This is a genomic window from Leptospira langatensis, assembly GCF_004770615.1.
Classification (GTDB): domain Bacteria; phylum Spirochaetota; class Leptospiria; order Leptospirales; family Leptospiraceae; genus Leptospira_B; species Leptospira_B langatensis.
Map to the genome: position 1 here is coordinate 436,143 of NZ_RQER01000006.1, position 19,093 is coordinate 455,235.

Below are 19,093 nucleotides of genomic sequence, written 5' to 3' on the forward strand. Positions count from 1 at the left end.
TCGGTTTGCGATTCCCTTGATCGGATGCGGATCTTCGCAAAAGAGGGATCATGAACGATATTACTGGAAAGAAGACGACACTTCGCACTGCTCAGGCGGAAGGATTCGTTTTCTGCCAACCGGAAACCTTAAGGCGGATCCAAGAAAACGACCTGCCTAAAGGAGATCTATTCGGAGTTGCTAAGGCCGCGGCCCTACTCGGTTCCAAAAAGACTTCGGAACTCATTCCTCATTGTCATCCGGTTTCTATAGATGGATTCCAGGTGGAATTTGAGGTCTTAGAAGGGAAAAATGCGGTACGGATCCAGACCACCGCTAAATCCATCGGAAAGACCGGGATCGAAATGGAGGCCCTTACTGGGGTTTCCGTAGCTGCATTAGTAATTTATGATCTACTGAAGCCTGTAGATAAGGAACTCTCTATCTCTGACATCAAGCTACTGGAGAAGAAGGGAGGAAAAACCGACTCTCAGATCACCAAGTTTGCCGCAGGATCCAAGGCAGGCATCCTGGTCTGCTCCGATTCCGCTTTCGAAGGCAAAAGAGAAGATGGATCCGGAAAAACAATATTAGAACTTTTGAATGAACACGGAGTGGAAACTCTTCAGTACAATGTGGTTCCGGACGAACCGGAGGCGATCCGCAAGAATATCCTAGAATGGACCAAGCTAGGATTGGATCTGATCGTAACTACGGGCGGGACCGGCTTAGGTCCGAGAGACAATACCGTAGATACGATCCGGGAGATCTTGGACCAAGAAATTCCAGGGATCGCAGAAGCGATGCGCTCCTTCGGCCAAGACAGGACTCCTTTTGCCATGCTTTCTCGCTCTCTTGCGGGCAGGATCGGAAAGACATTGATCGTCTGCGTACCAGGTAGCACGAACGGGGCAAAGGAGAGTATGCAGGCAATTCTCCCTGCTATTTTTCATGCAAAGAAGATGATGAGAGGAGAAGGTCATTGATCTCTTTCCCAGAAGCAATCCGATTGATAGAATCTTCCGCAGCCGAAAGCGAGATCGTTTCCGTTCCTCTAGAACATTCTTCCGGAAAGATCTTACGAGAGAAGATACTTGCGGATCGGGACTATCCTCCCTTTAACAGGGCCACCATGGACGGGTTTGCGCTGCGATCCCAAGGTTTTTCCAAGGACAGGATCTATTCTTATAAGAGAGAATTACATGCCGGCGAATCCTTCTCCTTAGAAGAAGGAGAAGAGACCATCCGTATTATGACCGGTGCTCCTGTTCCGGAGGGATTCGATCTTGTGATCAAGGTAGAAGATTCAACCGATCTGGGAAACTCGGATGGAAAAAGGCAAGTCCGCTTCGATACGGACAAGACTTCTTCTTTTTCGAATATAGCGATCCGAGGAGAGGATCTAAAAAATGGAGAAGAGATCCTTTCGGAAGGAACTAGGATCAGCTCTTCTATTTTTTCTCTTCTCGCTTCCTTAGGAAGAAGCCGGATCCAAATATCAAAACTTCCTAAAGTACGGATCATCTCCACAGGAAATGAGATCGTGGGCCTGGAGGAGACTCCGAAGCCTTGGCAGATCCGAGATTCTAATTCCTATTCGATCCGTTCCCTTCTTCAAAAATACGATATCAGTCCGATCTCGATCGTTCGAGTCGGAGACGATCTTTCTCAATTGGAAAAAGCAGTCCTCGAAGGATTAGATTCTGACATACTCATCTTGTCTGGTGGGGTATCCATGGGAAACTTGGACCTCGTCCCCAAGGTATTAGAAGGCAACGGAGTGCGAGAGATCTTTCATAAGGTCCGCATCAAACCGGGCAAACCGATCTGGTTCGGAATGAAAGGGAGACAAGCAGTCTTCGGTCTACCAGGCAATCCTTTTAGCGTACAAGTTTGCTTTAGAATCTTCGTAGAATCTTATATTCGAAAATTCCTATGTCTCCCGACAGAATCTTCCCTTCTTCTTCCCTTTTCCGGCGAGAGAAAGAAGAAGAATCAACTCACAGAGTTCTTTCCCGTTCGACTTGAGAAAAAGCAAACCACAGTATTAACGGAAAACAAGAATAACGGTAGTGGGGATATTCGAGCCGGAATTTTTTCCGACGGGCTCGCAGTTCAATTTTCCGAAAAAGAAAAAGTCCAAGAGGGGGAACTTTTAGAATTCTACCCGTGGAATTAATCCAGATTGACCCGGTCGTATAGAGGAATGAAATAAGACTGACGACCGGAGGGTAACATGACAGCCAAAAAGAAAATCGCAGTAGCCAAAGGGGACGGGATCGGACCTGAAATTATGGACTCTACTCTGCGAATTCTGGAAGCCGCCGGCGCAAAGATCGAACCAGTCTTCATCGATATCGGAGAACAAGTTTATAAGAAGGGCCATAGTGCGGGAATAGAACCTTCTTCCTGGGACATATTAAGAGAAACGAAAGTATTCTTTAAGGCCCCGATCACTACTCCTCAAGGTGGAGGTTACAAAAGTCTAAACGTAACCGTCAGGACCACTCTCGGACTGTTCGCAAATGTTCGCCCTTGTATTTCTCTTTATCCGTATGTGGATACCAAGCATCCGAAGTTAGATGTGGTGATCGTAAGAGAGAATGAAGAAGATCTGTATACCGGAATAGAGCACAAGCAAACCTCTGATACGGTCCAATGCTTGAAGTTGATCTCTCGTCCTGGCTCCGAGAAGATCATCCGTTATGCATTCGAATATGCTAAGGCCTACGGCAGGAAGAAAGTCACCGCCATGGTCAAAGACAATATCATGAAACAATCCGACGGGCTCTTCCATGAGGTCTTTAAGGAAATCGCAAAAGATTATCCGGACTTAGAAGCTGCTAGTGAGATCATCGATATTGGTGCCGCTCACTTAGCGGAAAGGCCTCAGACTTATGACGTAGTAGTGACCCTGAATCTGTATGGGGATATCATCTCTGATATAGTGGCACAAGTAGCCGGCTCTGTTGGAATGGCAGGTTCCGCAAATATCGGAGAAGTAGTTTCCATGTTCGAAGCGATCCACGGATCCGCTCCTGATATAGCTGGAAAGAATATTGCAAATCCAAGCGGGCTTTTGAACGCCGCGGTCATGATGTTGGTCCATTTAGGACAACCCGATATTGCTGCCAAAGTACAGAACGCATGGCTTCTTACGATCGAAGAAGGGATCCATACCGGAGATATTTTCAAAGCAGGAGTCAGTCGCATTAAGGTCGGAACCAAGGAATTTGCGGATGCAGTCATTGGGAACCTAGGACATTTACCTGAAAAATTCAAACCTGTTTCTTTCGGAAAAGCAAAAGCGATCCATATTCCGGAATACAAACGAGTGGCCTTGCAAAAGGAACTAGTCGGAGTAGATGTCTTCTTGGATTGGGCTCCTGGTTCTCCCGATGAGTTAGGAAAGAAGTTAAGTGCGATCGCAGGAGATTTGAAACTCAGAATGATCACGAATCGCGGAGTAAAAGTATTCCCGGACGGAGCGCCTGAAACCTTCCTAACAGATCATTGGAGATGCAGGTTTGTAAGCTCGAACACAGTAGACGGGGATGTAGGAAATAATTACGCCCCTATCCAAGCAGAACAAGTGGCTAAACTTTTATTGAGAGTCGCGGAGGCTGGGTTAGACAGTGTGCAAACGGAAAATCTGTACAAGTTCGAAGGCAAGAGAGCCTTTTCTTTGGGTGGCGGAGAATAATTAGATAGCTTCGTGATTTAGGATTTTCTTAAACGAATCCAAAGAGACAGGCTTAATGATATAATCCGTAACGAGAGGGATCTCTTTGGCTCTACGCAGATCCGAATCGTCCACAGAAGAACTCACCATATAGATCACAGGCTTTTTGGTCAGCGAATTCACAAAGTTCGCATATTCATCCAGGAATTGCCAACCGTCCATGAAAGGCATATTGATATCCAGGAAAATAAAATCAGGGATAAGATCGGGCTCGCTCTTATGTTCCTTTAAGAAAGTGATCGCTCCCTCTCCGTCCGGGAATACTTTCAGGCTCTCGACTGCACCGGTTTTCTCTATCGTTCTTTTGGCAATCTCAACGAAGATTGCATCGTCATCCACAAGCAAAAGTTTCTGTTTTTTAGATAGTAAATTCATTCGCTCTCGATAAATGGATCGTAAACTTGGTGCCCTTTCCAGGAACACTTTCCACCTGGATCTCCCCGCCCAAGGATTCGATCTGGTTCTTTGTCATGAACAGACCGACCCCTCTACCGTCCGTGTTACGGTGAAATCTCTTATGCAATTTAAATATCTGATCCCCATGTTTCTTTAAGTCAATTCCTAATCCGTTGTCCTCAACTTCTAAAATATGATTTCCGTTCAACCAATATGTCCTGAAACGGATCTTAGGACTTTCCGTATCGGATCTATATTTTAAAGAATTTGAAAGCATGTTCAAGAAAATGCTCTCCAGGTATACCGGAGGATAAACGATAGAAGGTGATTCGGAAAAATCAGAGACCACTTCCGCCCCACATTCCACGATCTGTCCAAAAAACATGGACCTTACTCTCGAAAATACGGAATCGAAGAGCAGCTCCTCGGAGGTTATTTTCGGGCTTTGACGGATCTTGATCACCTCAACGATCTCATTCAATGTGTTCAAGAGTTGATCGGAAGTCTTCTTGAGATATTCCATGTACTCGAGTTTTTCTTCTTCCGTTTGGGACTCTTCCAAGAACTTAACGAGCGTGCCAATATTTCCGATCGGAGATCGCATATTATGAGAAACGATCTGATTGAATTCTTCTAGTTGGGAGATCCTTTCTTTTAAATGATTTCCTATGGATCTAAGACGGGCATTCTTTTCCCTGAGAATGTTTTCCAGAATTCGCTTACGAGATATGTCTTGGATCTGAGAAACGATAAACATCAGTTCGCCGGAGTCCTTTCTCACGGCAACCCCGGTAATGAATACCCAGACGATATGTCCTTTCTTATGCACATATCGTTTTGCGAATTGTGCCGAATCCTTTTCTCCGGCAATCATCTTCTGAAATGCGGTAGCGCCTATATGGATGTCTTCGTGATACGTAACGTCCTGAAAGCCCTTGAACAAAAGTTCTTCAGGTTGATAACCCAACATTTTTGCAAAGGATTGATTGACCTCTAGGAAATAGCCTGTCTTGTCCAAGAGAATGATCCCATTCCCTGAGCTATGGAACGCTTCTGAAAATTTTTTCTCGCTGAGGCGGATCTCTTCTTCTACCAATTTAGAAAGAGTGATATCCTGCATAGCCCCGTAGACACCCACAATCCGTCCACCTGAGTACGTAGGTTTTCCTTGGGTACGGACCCAGATCACTCTTCCCGATTCCGTAAGCATTCTATGTTCTACAGAATAAGATTCTCCCTGTTGGTAGCAGCGTAGATTCTGTTCTCGTAAGCGCTCTCTATCTTCCGGATAACTGTATTTTTGATAAACAGTTTCTCTATCTATCCCAAGACTAGGATCTCTTTCCAAGATCCTATAGATCTCCGAAGACCAATAAATGGTCCCATCCTCGACATTCGATTCCCAAGCGCCCACCTTTGCAAGTTCCGCCATGAGAGAAGAAAACTTCTTCTCCTGTTGGAGGTTCTCCGTTAGTTGCACTTGAGAAGTAACATCCCTAGACGCAGTATTAAGATAAGCAATCTCTCCCTTTTCGTTCTCTACTGGTTGAGTAAGGGTTTGGAACCACACATAATTTCCGTCCTTCTTCAAGAAACGGTACTGAGTTGCTATCGTAGGTTGACCTGACTTAGCAGGTTCATGAGACTCCAGTCGGATCCTTTCTCTATCCTCAGGATGGATGAATTCGTACGGACTACGACCCAACAATTCTTCGGGCTTGAATCCAGTAAGCTCTTCTAGCGCCGGATTAATATAAAGATAGATTCCTTCCTTATCATGAAGGCAGATTAACTCCCGACTCTTTTCTACTAGTATTTTGTACAGGTCCGTGCCTGAGCTGAGACGGATTTCTTCTTGTTGCGGAATCTGATCCATAAGTCGCAAAGTCGAATTCCAGTACTAATACATAAAAAGACGATTTAGACGAGTACATTGTGAACTGGAAAAGATGAAAAGTTTGGAATCCTCCAAAAAGACAGAAAAAAACCCTCAATCCGACTCATTTGAAAGAAGGATAGGAAAACTAGATAGAACAGTCTAGTTCTTTCAATGTTTGGTTCCGATCAAAGCCATTTCAGATATATCCCTGACATGGATCGGACCCAAGAAATCTAGGATCTCTTTTTTATGATAGGATCTTGAAACGTATAAAAGCGGAGAAAGGATCGAGAAAAGAGAAAGATCTAAGAAAGGAAGGACTCTGTCGCAAAGACTCTTCTATTAAGGAAATATAATAGAAAAAAGATCCGGGAAGGATCTTTCGGCCGGATTTACGACCGAAAGAAAGGAGAATATTACTCTCCGTCGTCGCCTATTGCTTCTACCGGACAGATTTCCTTGGCCTTACGAGCTGCTATCACTTCTTCAGGGGAAGCAGGTTGTTTATGAAAGTAAACCTTGGACTCGTCGTCGGTATATTTCAGAAGCGTAGGAGCCTCTTCCAAGCAATCGTTACAAGGAACGCAGCTATTATCGATATAATATTTTCCCGGTACGTTTTCCGGAACCTTGTCGTTCTTATCTGCCATATGGATACCAGGGATTATCGAACAGTTGGAACGTCAAGTTGGTTTTCCGTATAAGCGAAGTATGTAAGGATTGACAGTGCCTAGGATCTAGGCAAAAACACTGCCATGGCAAATTCAGCCCCTCGCTTCTCACGCAAAACTTTTCTGAGACTGGGAATCGCCGGAACAGGTGCCTTGGTCTTAGGAAGTTCCATTTGTATCCTAAACCGATCAGGTCGGACCCTTCCTAAGTCCCTCTTCTTCTCCGGATCTGAATTAGAGACTCTTGGAGCATTATCCGAGGCAATCCTGCCGGAAGGTCCAAACGTTCCCACTTATAAGGACGCAAAAGTCTTGGAAAGATTGGATGAAGAATTCTTCTTCGTGGATCCTTTCTTAAGCGAGGACTTCAAGACCTTGGTACTGGTCATGGAATATCTTCCCTTCTTCCATTGGAAATTTTCCCGCTTCTCCAGAATGTCCCTAGAGTCGCGTAGGAAATTCCTTTCGGAATTGAACGACTCCGATTCGGATCTGATACGAGCGGTATGGTCCAATTTAAGAATGCCTATCTTTTTGATGTACTATGGGCATGAATCCACTTTTAAGATGATCTCTTACGATGGCCCGTTCGGCAATCCTCCGGAAAAACTGAGTGAGTCCAGAATATATTATAATAAACTAATAGGAGGCTCCGATGTCGGGTAAGATCTTCGAATGGAAGAACCTAGGAGAATCCAAGGAGATCCGCACTGAAGTCCTTGTGATCGGAACCGGATGCGGAGGAGCTACTATAGCGTACGAACTTGCAAAGGCAGGCAAGAAGGTAACTCTTATCGAGGAAGGCGGTTATTATCATACGGGAACCTTTGATAACCATGAATTAAATATGGCGGGGAAGGTTTCCGCAGAGAGGAATATGGGCACCACCGCAGATGGTACGATCAATATCGTCTATGGAAAGAATGTGGGCGGAGCCTCTGTGCATTATTGGGCGGACAGCTATCGAACGCCTAAAGACAGATTGGAATTATGGAAGGATAAATTCGGGGTCCAAGGCCATGGCCCGGAGGATCTAGAACCTTTTTGGAAAGAGTTAGACGAAACACTGAATGTCCATCCAGCTAAGGAAGAGAACTTCAATCGGATGAGCCAATTGGTCCGAAAGGCTTCCAAGGAATTGGGATGGGAAGGAAGTCCGGTCCCGCAGGCTAGAAAGAATTGCCAGAAGTCCGGACATTGTATGCAGGGTTGTATGTTCGGAGCCAAACAAAGCCAACTGATCACTCATATTCCCCTGGCGATCGCATTAGGAGCGGATCTTTATGCGGATACCAAAGCACTCGAACTAGAGATGGAAGGCGATCGAGTAGTGGGACTCCTAGCTGCAGTGATCGATCGACCTTCTCAAAAAGAATCGGAAGTTCGCCTGAACTTTAAGGCGGATATAGTCGTAGTCGCAGCAGGAGGATTCGGAAGCTCTACCTTCCTTCTTCGCAATGGGTTCAAGAAAAAGTTACCTGCATTAGGGGAATTCCTGGCGATCAACCCTTCTCCTTTCGTTCACGCATTGTACAAGGAACCGATCATACAATGGAGAAATATTCCCTCCGCATACGGAGTAGAAGAATTCCGATTAGCGCGCTTCAATGCAGGAACCTACAAGGAAGGCGGTTATCTTTTGATGGCCAATCAACTCCAACCAGGAGCGATAGGCGCTCTTGTGCCAGGTTTCGGAAAGGAACATTTCGATGTTATGAAGGAACTCCCACGTCTAGGCGGGACCATTGGCTGGATAGACGATCCCGATTCGGAACTCGGAAGAATAGAGATCAAGTCCGGAGGAAAAAGAGAGGTCCAATACGAGTTCGGACCGCTTACTAAAGAGATCCTAAAAGATTGCATTCGCAAACAAGTGCTCCTGAATTTCCAAGCCGGAGCGGAGAAGGTCATCCTTCCCGACTTGAAACGGACCACATTGAATAAGGTACAAGAAATTTCCGCAGTAGACTCGCTTCCTTTGAGTCCCGCTTCTATGGCAATGGCAGCTCCTCATCCTGCAGGAGGTTGTAGAATGGGACTGGATCCCAAGAATTCAGTCGTGGATTGGAAACATAAGGTGCATGGGATCTCGAACCTATTCGTAAGCGATTCCAGCGTTTTTCCAACGGCGGTTTCTGTGGATCCAAGCTATACGATCATGGCATTCTCGAAACGGGCGGCTCAGTTCATCTCGGAAAAGAAAGCCTAATATCGTTCGAAGCTTTTAGATCGAATCTCCTTGACCGAACAGGTCTTTGGAAAATCATCGTAATCGCAACCAGAACCGGAGAGGTGTCCGAGCGGTTTATGGTACTTGCTTGGAAAGCAAGCGTAGGGTAACACCTACCGGGGGTTCGAATCCCCCCCTCTCCGCCACTGCTTCCCCTAGGAGCGTGCAATGGAACCGCTTGGCAAAACATTCCTCTGGATCGGCGCCCTCTTCTTATTGCTTGGAGTCTTTTTCGTATTCGGCTCCAAGATCCCGTTTATCTCTTCTCTCGGAAATTTACCCGGAGATTTCAAGATCGAAAAGGAAAACTTCAGGTTCTATTTTCCATTCGCTACTTCCATACTGATCAGCGTGGGACTTTCCCTTCTCCTTTATATTTGGAATCGACTAGTTCATTAAGAAAATATGATAGGTCCGGAAGAATTTCCCCTCTTTAGCCAAAGATTCGAATTTCACTCCGGAGAGAACGAACTCTATTTTCTAGTAAAGCAATACAAAGAGAAGGAAGAGAATTGGATCGATCTGACTCTCTCCAACCCGACAAAGGCAAGATTGGTCTACCCTTCCGAGGCAATCCTACATTCCTTAAGCAAGCCCGGGGGAATAGAATACGATCCTAATCCGAAAGGGATCCTTTCCGCAAGAGAAACGGTTTCTCTCTACTATAGAGAGAGGGGATTGGATCTTTTGGCCGAGGATCTGTTCTTAGTTTCTTCTTCTTCGGAAGCGTATTCATATTTGATCAAATTGCTTTGTGATCCGGGAGACCAGTTGCTCATCCCCAGTCCCGGATATCCATTATTCGAATTCGTTTCAATGATGGACTCAGTCGATTTCGATTCTTACCAATTGGAAGAAGGTTCCGATTGGAAAATCAACTTCTCCGACCTGGAATCCAAGATTACCTCCAAGACAAAGATCGTATTCGTAGTCTCTCCGAATAATCCGACAGGAAATATTCTTAGCCCGGAAGAATTCGAAAAACTCAAAGCTCTAGCAAAAAAGAAGAAGTTTGCGATCGTGATCGACGAGGTATTCATCGATTACGTTGAGGATCCTTCTTTGCCACGGATCGATCCTAGTCATTCCGATGTTCCGATCTTTACTGTAAATGGGATCTCTAAGATACTTGCCCTTCCTCAAATGAAACTCTCTTGGATCCATGTATCCGGGCAAGCCGATTGGAAATCCGAATGCAAAGAAAGATTAGAGATCATCGCAGATACCTATCTCTCCGTAGGAACTCCGATCCAACTAGCTCTTCCTGAATTATTTCAATGGAGAAAGATGATCCAAGGTCAGGTCCAGAGAAGGATCCAAAGAAACCTGCAAATTATAGAATCACAAATAAACGGAATGAGAGAAACAGAGGTCGCTGGAGTACCCGGATCCCAAAAAGATCTTCCTAAGATCCGGATCCAAAACCCGCAAGGTGGTTGGTATTCTATCTTACGATCGGACCTCTGGAAAGAAGAGGAAGAGTTCTGTTTACAACTTCTAAAAGAAGAAAAAGTTCTCATCCATTCCGGTCCCATGTTTGGCTTTACAGAAGGCTCCGGTTTCCTCGTTCTTAGTTTGATCCTAGAAAACGATGTATTAGAAGAAGGCTTAAACCGACTGATCCGTTTTGCGAATCGGTATAAATAAGCTCTTTATTCCCGCAATCCCTAGCGTAAATCTCATCTATCTTTCAGGACCTGGACTTTAGGATCGATAGATCAGATCAATTTCTGCATAGTGCTCTTGTATTGCTTTGGAGTAAGTCCTGTGGACTTTTTGAATTCCACATTGAAAGAGGTTTTAGAACCGAACCCAACTGTGAAGGCGATATTCAAGATATTATCTTCTCCAGTATGTAAAAGACGTTTCGCTTCTTCTATTCTCTTAGAATTGATATAAGCGGCGAACCCCATTCCGAGTCTAGAATTCAAAAGTTCCGAAAGTTGGTGAGTGCTCAGACCTATCTTGTTTGCCACAAGCTGGATGGTAATCTCTTCCTGTAAGAAAGGTTTTTCTTCGTTCATTAACGCTTCCAAGGCGCTTAGGGATTCATCCACATCCAAACCGGAGATCTTAGAGCGTACATATCTAGGCTTATTGATGAACTCGCTTAGAGCTTCCAAAAGGCTGTTCTTCTCCTCAATGTTCCGAGAATATTTTTGTACGATATTATACAGAAGGATCAGTAGATCTGCGGGAAAGAAAAGAGGCACCGAATACACGGTAAAGAACCCATATTCCAAATACCCCATATAGTAGAAAATACTAATATATCCTAGAGTCATATATAAACCCCAGGATACCAAGAACAGGTTCAGCTTTCGATTTCCCCTCCCTCTCAGATAAATACCTGAGATCAGGATCATCGGGATAGAGACCGCATAAATGATCTCGTTTGTCGTGGTCAAATATGCAATTGTCTGCATAGTGAATATCAACGGAAGCGTAATCACTAAGATCACGGAAAACAGGAAAAGCAACCGATCCACCCAAGGAAGAAATGTCTTCGTATCCAAAAACCTCCTGATGAACAGGAATCCGAAGGCGCCACCCAAATTAAAGAAAAAGTAATTTATCTTTTCTGCCGAAAGAGGACTATCTTCCCAAAATATCTCTATCGCATTTCCATAATTTACGTCGTAGGAAGCCCCCATACAGAATGCATACCCTGTATACAACAGAAACTCTCCGTAACCGGTTGCTCTGTAATAGAGCAAAGCCACAAAGATCAGCAACCCATACAAACAAGCGGATAAGGAAAAGAGCCCAGTCTCAATCGCAAGGTTGGACCTCACACCTGCCTCATCCATGATCTCAATGGGAAAGGACATGATGGATTCCGACTTCAATCGAACTAAGTATTCCTTTTCTTCTCCCGGATCTCCTTGCAATAGAAAGGTGGGATAGAGAACGGTCTTCACTGGCCAATTAGATTTTGATAATGAATCGCCCACTCTTTGGATAGGAGCTATCCCATTTGGGGTATACAACTCCGCTAAATCATGCGCCTTCCAACGAAGTACGAAATAAATATTTTCCCGAATTTCGGGACGAAATTTAATTCTGAATTTTATCCAATATGCTCTTTTGGAAAAATTGAAATTTAAGGCGTTTAAACCCAGCTTCTTCCAACCTTTGGAAGAAGAAACTGAAGGCGGAAATTGATTCGTGTCTTGCTTCTCCCAAACAAATAACTCTGGCGTAATGTTTTTGGTATGCTCGTTCAGGCCTAAACTGAATGAAGATTCTTTTCCTGTAAGGGAGAGAACTCCTGATAAAAAAATTAGAATATATAAACAGCCCCGAGCCATGCGGTTAAAAAACAATTTTTCGTGAATCGATACGAAGCAAACAAAAAACGTTCATGTCTATAATCCCGAACGACCTTCGACTTTTTTTCGTGTATGATATATTCGTAACTAAGGTTTTCGATCTATTACTTGATTCACATCCAGTAAGCGATCTTTCGAAACCTTGAAAACGTCTTTGAGACGTTCACTATTCGCCTTGCCTCGGACGAGTTTATCCGCTTGTCCGAATCATTTCAAAGCCCGCTGCATAGCGGGCTTTTTTTTATTCTTACGTTATTAAACGTATTCGTTCTTATTTTAACCGATTCTTTCCGAATTTCGAGCTTGCTTTTTACTTTTTTCCAAAGAATTTGTCTTACCTTGTCACACTGAACCTTCCAAAACGATCCTATTATACGGAAGGACAAACAATAAGGATCTTAAGAATGGAAAGAACCGTATCGATCAAAGATGAATTCACGGATACGATCCATTTTGCTCTAGAGGGAAAACCAAGAGCGATGGAAGATCTTCTGGAAAGGATCCAGGATTATATCTTCAATCTTTCTCTTAGAATGCTTTGGGATCCACACGAAGCAGAAGATGCCACCCAAGAGATCCTTTTAAAGATCTCCAATAAACTCTCTGGCTTTCGTTTCGAAAGTAAGTTTACTACATGGGTTTATTCGATAGCGAGCCATCATCTCCTTTCTCTAAGACGACCCAAGAATATCGTATATCTAAGTCGAATGAGGGATAGCATAGGCTTAAGGGCTAACACTGAAACTATCGAGGAGCAGATCGAAGAAAAGATCTTAGAAGAAGAGATCCGCTTTGGTTGCGTTCATGCAGTTTTATTAAAATTGAATTCGGTAGATCGACTCGTATACGTACTTTCTACCGTTTACGGTATGGCAAGCGAAGAAGGTGCCGAGGTAGTAGGGATCACTCCCGAGAATTTCAGACAAAAGCTTTCTCGTTCCAAGAAAAAACTCTCCGATTTTCTTTCTAAAGAGTGTGGATTGTGGATCGATCAAAAGACCGCTTGTCCTTGCATCGGGATCTCTAAGCATTTACTTCACCAAAATAAAGAGAACGGAAAATTCTTCATGGAATTGAAGAATTTGAAAAGAAAGAATCCTTCTCTAGAACATTCCAAGGTCTTAGAAGATCTCAAGAAACTAGATCGACTAGCGTGGATCTATCAGAGCCAAGGAGTGTACGAGGCTCCTTCTGAAATCCTGGAAAACCTAGGTTCCGTCTAAATAAACTGCTTATAGGATCTCTGTTGTTCGCAAAGAGATGATTAAATCCAATCCGAGGGTTTCGTCAAACCCAGTCTTACGAAGTCCCTCAAGAAGCCTCTGTAACGAGTCAGTATTTCATTTTTATTATGCTCTGCCGGACGAAAGATCCCTTTCTTAGAGAATAATTTCATAGGCTCTTCTTTGATATCGGACCAAGTACCTACCTCTAAAGTCAAAGGAAGAAATTTAGAGCCCCAATCCGCTTGCTCAGAATATAGATCCTGATAGTGATCATAGAACTTATCCCAAAGATCCCCGTGAGTCGTATAACTTGCACTTTGCGGCCCGTAAGCAAAATTGATATGACCGCAATGTTCCTTAAAGTAAGAAGAGATCTTTTCATAAACACCAGTATCTGGACATGGCTTATGAGTATAAGCATAAGGCCACCATACATTGTCCACAGTTCCGAAGCCGGAGTGCAGATCTAGAACGGGCAATACCGCATCTTGTATCTTGAAGAATTTTTCGAAAATGGTCCTTGCTAATGTACGGGACTCAGGCTCTAATCCATGTCCTCTGAAATAAGGAAGTTTATTGGAGAATTTCTGGCCTCCAAAAAAAGGAAGAGGCTTTTCCGCATCTATTCCTGAATTCCTCATTAGATCCACACCGGCAGGATTCGATCTTGTCTTGGCGGCAACTCCTCCCGGATTCACGATCGGGATCACTACGAGTCCTAGTTTTCCCTTTTTCAATTCAGGCAAGTAGCCGGTGGATTTCGGATTGATAATATATTCTAGGAAGTCGATCAGGATCTGTATCCCGATGGTCTCGAGCCCGTGAACTCCGGCGGTGATCCCGATCGGATGATTTGCCAGACCTTCCTTAGTACCGATCTCTAAACTATAGATTGGAAAACGAAAACCTTCTTTAGTTCTCCGAGAAAATCCGGCTTGTTGGATCTTGACTAGCTTACCGCCTAATTTTCCGATCCTGAGCAATCGCTTTTCATAACGGTTGAGTCGTTTGATTCCTCTGAGCAAGGGTCTGCCCTCCAGACATTTCGATTTCTAGTTTCCTCGGAATGGGCTAAGGCCCTTAGATCCGGCCTTTTGCATGGCCGAGACTTTTAATCTATGTTTATCCGTTAGAGTTTTGTATTTGGTCCAGCCATTTACAATCTTCGGATAAATTTGCGACTCCCTTTTTGATCGAAGAACATTGCGCTTCCGTTGCAGTCTTGAAACAGGAAATGGTCCTTTCCAAAGTGATTCTAGGATCTTGAGAAGGGTACGCGTATACTTTCGTCTCCTTAAACCTTTCTAGGCAAAAATCCTTTCTTAGTCTTTTTTCCAGAATAGCGGCGGCATCCGCGTTTAAGTTCTTCAGATCGTCCTGAGCGCAGTCTCTGATCTTTTCGCAATATCTGGATACCCAGGCAAGTCCGCTGGAATCTGGAACCCCGGCTCTATCCATTTTCCATATCGCTTCAGCAGCCGGAGAGGGCTTCTTTTTCTTTGCACAATCTAAAGTGAAGGACGCCGCGAATAATACGAGGATCAGGCTGAGCAGTACCGTTCTTTTTTTATGTACGGAGATCATTCTATTCTTCTTTTCCTCGCTTGCGTATGATGATTTCAATTCTTTCTTGAGAAGCCTTAACTTCTGGACTAGGACCTTCTTCCGGTCCTATCTTTCGGAATCCACTGTAAGCTTGGACCGAAACTCTGTCCTTGGGGATCCCGTATTTTTCCGAAAGGGTTTCCGCAACCAAGCTCGCGCGATGCGCGTTGTATTCCCAGATATTTCGGAAACCTTGGCCTGCTTGTTCCGCATAAGGTACTTGGACCCTAAGAGTGATGTCCACATCCATTCCTTGAGCGACTTCCGCAATTTTCTTAAATGTAAAATCGGTGTCCTCGTCCGGTTTAAATTCACCTTCTCCTAAAGAAGGAGCAAAGATCTGAATGCGTATCTCCTCCGCCTCGTTCATACCGATAAAGAGTTTGGTCTTCTCTTTCATCTTCTTCAATGCATAAGAGATCCTTTCCCAGAATCGGTACAATTGAGTCCTAGGTTGGAGTAACGGATCATCTTCGATACTGATATTCGATCCCTCAAAGAAGGATTCGCCTAGACCGAATCCGCCTCGAACCAGGTCGGCTACTTGCTTGAGTTTGTTTTGGTCTACTTGGGAAATAGAATATAAAATGATAAAAAGTCCAAGAAGAAGGGTGATCATGTCGGCGTAAGTCAAAAGCCAACGATCTCGGTTCTCTTCTCCCGAGCCTTCTTTCTTCTTGTATCTGGAGAAGCGGGATCTACCGTTCACCACTCAGACTCCGTGGTAGAAGTTTCTTCAGGAAAGGAGGCACGTAAATATTCCCATTCTCTTTGTTCCACCTGCTCGATAAAGGAAACGAAGATCTCAGGCGAAACTGGCAGGACTGCGTTATACGCCTTTTCTACTGATTCGAATAGAAGGGAAACTCCTAATATGGATGCCATGAACCTGGCCGGTCGAATTAAGTATGCGGCAATGGGCTTATGCGCTAGCTCGTAAAAAGTCCGAAGATTATGAAGAACGATCTCGAGTTGCTTTTCTCTTTCTTCCTGATGACCGTAAGCCAAATATAGCTGATCGTATTCCTCTCGGCTGAGTTTATGACCGTCCCAACCCCTGAGGATTAAAAGCCTTGCCATCTCTCCGTCCAGTTGGTCCGTAAGATTGTTCAATTCGATCAGAGTTTCCAAATTAGCCCGGGATGTTTCCTTCATCATTCCCTTTACTCTTTGGTACGTGTCCATTGCTAGATGCATCCAAGCATCCTTTCCGTCCAAATTGTAGATCGTCTCGAAGAAATACTCTACCATAGAAATCGTTTCTTCTAGATGAAAATAATCCGCATAGAATTTGCGGAATCTTTCCACCTGAGCGCGGACCACTTCTATCTTAGCTTGCTTGAGTTTATGTTCTTCGAAACTGCTCACGATAACCCGATCTATTGTTTGGATTTCCCTCTACTAACGAGAGAAAGAGGATAACTACGAAAGCCTTGCTGGTCTACTTCAGTCTTTACGGAACTGAAATCCGTAGGGAGATTTACCTTGTCCCGATAGGATTTGGAAGTGGATCTCACTAGAATATAAGGGACCTCGTCCGTATCTGGAGTATATTTGAATTTTACTCCGTACTTATGATTTCTAGCCCAGCCTTCCTTCGTAATCTCTAATAAAGGCACTGTCGAATTGATATATTTTTGGTTAGAAGAGAAGATAGAAGATCCGGCTGGATATGCCTTCAGTCCTTCTTTGCCAGAGTCGATCTCTAGTTTTCCTCCCAGAGGAAAAGAAAGACTGATATACGTTGTTCCAGAAAAGGAGCCTCGATTCTTAAACCAGATCACAACTTCTTCTTGTTTACCTTTGGACCACGAAGAAGGAGCCTCGACTGTCATCAATCCGGGAGCAGCAACATTCGGGACATCAGGAACCAATTCCCAGCCGTTAAAATTAAAATTCTGTGCGTAGGTCCGATTGTTCGGAAAGATCGTGAGATTCTTCTCTTCTTTATTATAAGAGAAATCGATTCGCTTGGATTTAGGAAGGAACTGATGATCCTTTAATACTGCAAGACCGTTCAGTATCTTCTCCCCTTTTCGCAACACATAAGGAACGGAGAAAAGACCGATCGGAGGCTCTTCGCTCAACACTTCTAAGAATAAACTATTAAAGGAATCCCCAGGCAGTTCTTCCATTAGAATTCTTTTAACTACGTAGCCCGCCTTTTCGGACTTCTCATCATCTCCCGGTTTCCAAGAAGAGGATTTATTATCATAGTGAAACGGCCCAATATTCAGAAGATTGAACTGTAACTTGGATTGGAGCACCCATTCGTCGTTTTGTTTCTTGAAAACGGCAAGTATCTCAGAAGTCCCATTTCGGACCAGCGCAAAGGATTCCAAGGCAGGATCCTCGTCTAAGTTCCCGAGTTTCTTTAAGACCACGTCCGGGCTTTTTTCTTCGGAGCTAGGAACGGTAAGGGAGATGATCTTAGAATCGGATGGGGTCTTGGAATTGCAGGCGACAAGAAGGCCTATAAATAGAACGGAACTAAATACTTTTAAGAGAGATAAGGATCGGGACATATTCTTACATAACAGCTTCTTTCTAAGAAAAGTCCATGTCTATCTATTTCCAGGCTATGATCCGCTTCCTAAGCCGAGTACTGACTGAGCGATCCTGGCATTTGTACTACTTTCGTAATCGTCTTGGTACATCCCCAATCGATCCGCAAATTCTTGTGAAAGCCCTGCCTTGGTCCTAAGTTCCGGAAAATAGAAGAATCCCTTTGCCCGTCTAGGAGTGAATGGGTGAACCAATAATTCTCTGTATCTTTCCCATTGATCCTCGCCGGAAACTCCTTCCGAAAAGATTACCTTAGCTCCTCTCTTTACATGACGGATCTCATCTTGATGAACGATCTCCATGATCTCTGATCTCTTATAGTCCTCGAATTTTTCGAAGGCCTTTTGGTAGATAAGAGAGAAATCCAGATTCGCTCCTTCGAAGGTAAGAGCCATGATCGCATAGAATTTATGCAAGCTCTGCATATTCGGAGTCTGCTTCCAAAAAATATAATTCAAAGAACGATCACCTAGATCCATTCCCCAAGCACGAATAGAATCCAAGTACAAGCGAAGATGCTTTTGCTCTTCTAAGATCGTTTTGTACATGCTCTTTCGAACGGAAGCAGGAGCGTCTTGGAATCGTAAAATTCCCCAGGCAAATAATTCCACCGCCATGAGTTCATGATTCGCAAACTGATGCAGGGAGAGTACTCGATTCTCTTCGTTGTTCAGATGCTCTACTCGAGGCATCTTGGATTTCTTATCCGAGAAAGAGATCTTTGTAGAACGTTCCGGTTTGTCGGGAGGAATATAATTCGGCCAAAGGATATCTTCCGGCATTCTTTCAGGAGAATAGAGTTTATCTTCCAGTTTCCCGGAACCGATCAGAAAAGCGGCAAATTCGTTGAGAGTCACAAGAGAAGAAAATTAGACTGGATGCTTTTTGGAATCGAAGGCGAGTTCTATGATGGATCCTCGAATGCTAGAATCATTCGGATCGGAAGAAATCCTACCTTCTTTGCAATGATACATGATCTTAACGGAGTCCATTAGGGATTGCATGATAAGTAGCCCCTTACCCAAGTTCCTATGTTGCGTAAGAGTTCCTCTTAAAGGAAGAAGTTCACATTTCGCATCTTGGTAGGTCTTAACCTTCTTCAAGAATTCTTGCAGAGTAGAAGGTTTCGCCTCAGTCATCTGAGCTTCTATCTTCTCTTTCTTGAGCCCTGAGCCGTAGTCCACGATCCATAGAACGAACTTGGATCCGTTTACGATCCATCTACAGATAATGGTTTCTTCGGAGCTAGAATTACAATTTGCTGAAATGGAATTCGTGAGGGCCTCGTCGGCAGCCAATTCGATCTGTTGGATATCCTTAGAAAGAAAAGTATTCTCTTCCAGCGATTGTCGAAGAGCTTTTCGGAAGTCTCTGATGCTGGCCAGATCAGGAGGAAGGAACATAACGTACGAACCCGAATGTTGCCTAACCAAAAGTGAATCGGCGGTATCCCTCATGTCTGTCGGAC

19 protein-coding genes and 1 tRNA gene are annotated in these 19,093 nt (G+C 44.2%); 9 read left to right on the forward strand and 11 right to left on the reverse strand.

What is annotated here, in order from left to right; translation table 11 throughout:
- Positions 1 to 50 precede the first annotated feature (50 nt).
- The 3 genes from moaCB to EHO57_RS11320 are packed head-to-tail and all read left to right on the forward strand — an operon-like array spanning position 51 to position 3,682.
- Positions 51 to 965 carry a bifunctional molybdenum cofactor biosynthesis protein MoaC/MoaB gene (gene moaCB / locus EHO57_RS11310; RefSeq protein ID WP_135644681.1) on the forward strand — a complete coding sequence of 305 codons (915 nt, stop codon included), beginning with the start codon at positions 51 to 53 and terminating at the stop codon, positions 963 to 965.
- Positions 962 to 2,158 carry a molybdopterin molybdotransferase MoeA gene (locus tag EHO57_RS11315; protein WP_135644679.1) on the forward strand — a complete coding sequence of 399 codons (1,197 nt, stop codon included), beginning with the start codon at positions 962 to 964 and terminating at the stop codon, positions 2,156 to 2,158. The genes moaCB and EHO57_RS11315 overlap by 4 nt, the downstream gene beginning before the upstream one ends.
- A 57-nt stretch (positions 2,159 to 2,215) precedes the next feature.
- Entirely contained in the window at positions 2,216 to 3,682 is a 1,467-nt protein-coding gene (locus EHO57_RS11320) for an NADP-dependent isocitrate dehydrogenase (protein WP_135644677.1), read from the forward strand.
- On the opposite strand, the gene EHO57_RS11325 is transcribed toward EHO57_RS11320, so the two are convergent.
- The 3 genes from EHO57_RS11325 to EHO57_RS11335 form a co-directional block, all read right to left on the reverse strand.
- Positions 3,683 to 4,096: a response regulator gene (locus tag EHO57_RS11325; RefSeq protein WP_135644675.1), complete on the reverse strand. Its 414-nt coding sequence runs from the start codon at positions 4,094 to 4,096 to the stop codon at positions 3,683 to 3,685.
- Positions 4,080 to 5,993 carry a PAS domain-containing sensor histidine kinase gene (locus EHO57_RS11330; RefSeq protein ID WP_135644673.1) on the reverse strand — a complete coding sequence of 638 codons (1,914 nt, stop codon included), beginning with the start codon at positions 5,991 to 5,993 and terminating at the stop codon, positions 4,080 to 4,082. Before EHO57_RS11330 ends, EHO57_RS11325 begins: the two co-directional genes overlap by 17 nt.
- Positions 5,994 to 6,412: 419 nt before the next feature.
- Entirely contained in the window at positions 6,413 to 6,646 is a 234-nt protein-coding gene (locus tag EHO57_RS11335; RefSeq protein ID WP_135644671.1) for a ferredoxin, read from the reverse strand.
- Between the two features lie 105 nt (positions 6,647 to 6,751).
- Here EHO57_RS11335 and EHO57_RS11340 point away from each other — a divergent pair, with 105 nt between their 5' ends.
- The 5 genes from EHO57_RS11340 (at position 6,752) to EHO57_RS11360 (ending at position 10,544) form a co-directional block, all read left to right on the forward strand.
- The gene (locus EHO57_RS11340) at positions 6,752 to 7,333 is read left to right on the forward strand and encodes a hypothetical protein (RefSeq protein ID WP_135644668.1); all 582 of its coding nucleotides are present in this window, start codon (positions 6,752 to 6,754) and stop codon (positions 7,331 to 7,333) included.
- Positions 7,323 to 8,876 carry an FAD-dependent oxidoreductase gene (locus EHO57_RS11345; protein ID WP_135644666.1) on the forward strand — a complete coding sequence of 518 codons (1,554 nt, stop codon included), beginning with the start codon at positions 7,323 to 7,325 and terminating at the stop codon, positions 8,874 to 8,876. The genes EHO57_RS11340 and EHO57_RS11345 overlap by 11 nt, the downstream gene beginning before the upstream one ends.
- Positions 8,877 to 8,953: 77 nt before the next feature.
- Positions 8,954 to 9,043: transfer RNA gene (locus EHO57_RS11350), tRNA-Ser, on the forward strand.
- A 22-nt stretch (positions 9,044 to 9,065) separates the two neighbouring features.
- Positions 9,066 to 9,296, forward strand: a complete 231-nt coding sequence (locus tag EHO57_RS11355) for a DUF2905 domain-containing protein (RefSeq protein ID WP_135644664.1) — start codon at positions 9,066 to 9,068, stop codon at positions 9,294 to 9,296.
- A 6-nt stretch (positions 9,297 to 9,302) separates the two neighbouring features.
- Positions 9,303 to 10,544 carry a pyridoxal phosphate-dependent aminotransferase gene (locus tag EHO57_RS11360; protein ID WP_135644662.1) on the forward strand — a complete coding sequence of 414 codons (1,242 nt, stop codon included), beginning with the start codon at positions 9,303 to 9,305 and terminating at the stop codon, positions 10,542 to 10,544.
- Between the two features lie 71 nt (positions 10,545 to 10,615).
- Here EHO57_RS11360 and EHO57_RS11365 read toward each other — a convergent pair whose 3' ends face one another.
- On the reverse strand, positions 10,616 to 12,208 hold the full coding sequence (locus EHO57_RS11365) for a 7TM diverse intracellular signaling domain-containing protein (protein ID WP_135698316.1): 1,593 nt from the start codon (positions 12,206 to 12,208) through the stop codon (positions 10,616 to 10,618).
- 425 nt (positions 12,209 to 12,633) lie between these two features.
- On the opposite strand from EHO57_RS11365, the gene EHO57_RS11370 reads away from it, so the two are divergent.
- Positions 12,634 to 13,452 carry an RNA polymerase sigma factor gene (locus tag EHO57_RS11370; protein ID WP_135644658.1) on the forward strand — a complete coding sequence of 273 codons (819 nt, stop codon included), beginning with the start codon at positions 12,634 to 12,636 and terminating at the stop codon, positions 13,450 to 13,452.
- 41 nt (positions 13,453 to 13,493) lie between these two features.
- Here EHO57_RS11370 and EHO57_RS11375 read toward each other — a convergent pair whose 3' ends face one another.
- The 7 genes from EHO57_RS11375 to EHO57_RS11405 all read right to left on the reverse strand — a co-directional run bounded on the left by EHO57_RS11375 (position 13,494) and on the right by EHO57_RS11405 (position 19,082).
- Positions 13,494 to 14,480, reverse strand: a complete 987-nt coding sequence (locus EHO57_RS11375) for a M14 family zinc carboxypeptidase (RefSeq protein WP_135644656.1) — start codon at positions 14,478 to 14,480, stop codon at positions 13,494 to 13,496.
- 97 nt (positions 14,481 to 14,577) lie between these two features.
- Positions 14,578 to 15,039: an LA_2478/LA_2722/LA_4182 family protein gene (locus EHO57_RS11380; protein ID WP_135644654.1), complete on the reverse strand. Its 462-nt coding sequence runs from the start codon at positions 15,037 to 15,039 to the stop codon at positions 14,578 to 14,580.
- 1 nt (position 15,040) lies between these two features.
- Complete coding sequence (locus EHO57_RS11385) at positions 15,041 to 15,769, reverse strand: OmpA/MotB family protein (protein WP_135644652.1); 729 nt, start codon at positions 15,767 to 15,769, stop codon at positions 15,041 to 15,043.
- The gene (locus EHO57_RS11390; RefSeq protein ID WP_135644650.1) at positions 15,766 to 16,428 is read right to left on the reverse strand and encodes an FFLEELY motif protein; all 663 of its coding nucleotides are present in this window, start codon (positions 16,426 to 16,428) and stop codon (positions 15,766 to 15,768) included. The genes EHO57_RS11385 and EHO57_RS11390 overlap by 4 nt, the downstream gene beginning before the upstream one ends.
- A gap of 11 nt (positions 16,429 to 16,439) precedes the next feature.
- Positions 16,440 to 17,585 carry an LIC13341 family surface-exposed protein gene (locus EHO57_RS11395; protein WP_135644648.1) on the reverse strand — a complete coding sequence of 382 codons (1,146 nt, stop codon included), beginning with the start codon at positions 17,583 to 17,585 and terminating at the stop codon, positions 16,440 to 16,442.
- A gap of 54 nt (positions 17,586 to 17,639) precedes the next feature.
- The gene (locus EHO57_RS11400; RefSeq protein ID WP_135644645.1) at positions 17,640 to 18,482 is read right to left on the reverse strand and encodes a DUF455 family protein; all 843 of its coding nucleotides are present in this window, start codon (positions 18,480 to 18,482) and stop codon (positions 17,640 to 17,642) included.
- A 12-nt stretch (positions 18,483 to 18,494) separates the two neighbouring features.
- On the reverse strand, positions 18,495 to 19,082 hold the full coding sequence (locus EHO57_RS11405; protein WP_210410023.1) for an ATP-binding protein: 588 nt from the start codon (positions 19,080 to 19,082) through the stop codon (positions 18,495 to 18,497).
- Positions 19,083 to 19,093 lie beyond the last annotated feature (11 nt).

What these genes read in the sequence shown, in the direction of transcription:
- EHO57_RS11365 (WP_135698316.1), bottom strand. Translation starts at nt 12,208, where the DNA reads ATGGCTCGGGGCTGTTTATATATTCTAATTTTTTTATCAGGAGTTCTC.
- moaCB (WP_135644681.1), top strand. Translation starts at nt 51, where the DNA reads ATGAACGATATTACTGGAAAGAAGACGACACTTCGCACTGCTCAGGCG.
- EHO57_RS11370 (WP_135644658.1), top strand. Translation starts at nt 12,634, where the DNA reads ATGGAAAGAACCGTATCGATCAAAGATGAATTCACGGATACGATCCAT.
- EHO57_RS11340 (WP_135644668.1), top strand. Translation starts at nt 6,752, where the DNA reads ATGGCAAATTCAGCCCCTCGCTTCTCACGCAAAACTTTTCTGAGACTG.
- EHO57_RS11325 (WP_135644675.1), bottom strand. Translation starts at nt 4,096, where the DNA reads ATGAATTTACTATCTAAAAAACAGAAACTTTTGCTTGTGGATGACGAT.
- EHO57_RS11320 (WP_135644677.1), top strand. Translation starts at nt 2,216, where the DNA reads ATGACAGCCAAAAAGAAAATCGCAGTAGCCAAAGGGGACGGGATCGGA.
- EHO57_RS11405 (WP_210410023.1), bottom strand. Translation starts at nt 19,082, where the DNA reads ATGAGGGATACCGCCGATTCACTTTTGGTTAGGCAACATTCGGGTTCG.
- EHO57_RS11345 (WP_135644666.1), top strand. Translation starts at nt 7,323, where the DNA reads ATGTCGGGTAAGATCTTCGAATGGAAGAACCTAGGAGAATCCAAGGAG.
- EHO57_RS11335 (WP_135644671.1), bottom strand. Translation starts at nt 6,646, where the DNA reads ATGGCAGATAAGAACGACAAGGTTCCGGAAAACGTACCGGGAAAATAT.
- EHO57_RS11355 (WP_135644664.1), top strand. Translation starts at nt 9,066, where the DNA reads ATGGAACCGCTTGGCAAAACATTCCTCTGGATCGGCGCCCTCTTCTTA.
- EHO57_RS11330 (WP_135644673.1), bottom strand. Translation starts at nt 5,993, where the DNA reads ATGGATCAGATTCCGCAACAAGAAGAAATCCGTCTCAGCTCAGGCACG.
- EHO57_RS11360 (WP_135644662.1), top strand. Translation starts at nt 9,303, where the DNA reads ATGATAGGTCCGGAAGAATTTCCCCTCTTTAGCCAAAGATTCGAATTT.
- EHO57_RS11395 (WP_135644648.1), bottom strand. Translation starts at nt 17,585, where the DNA reads ATGTCCCGATCCTTATCTCTCTTAAAAGTATTTAGTTCCGTTCTATTT.
- EHO57_RS11380 (WP_135644654.1), bottom strand. Translation starts at nt 15,039, where the DNA reads ATGATCTCCGTACATAAAAAAAGAACGGTACTGCTCAGCCTGATCCTC.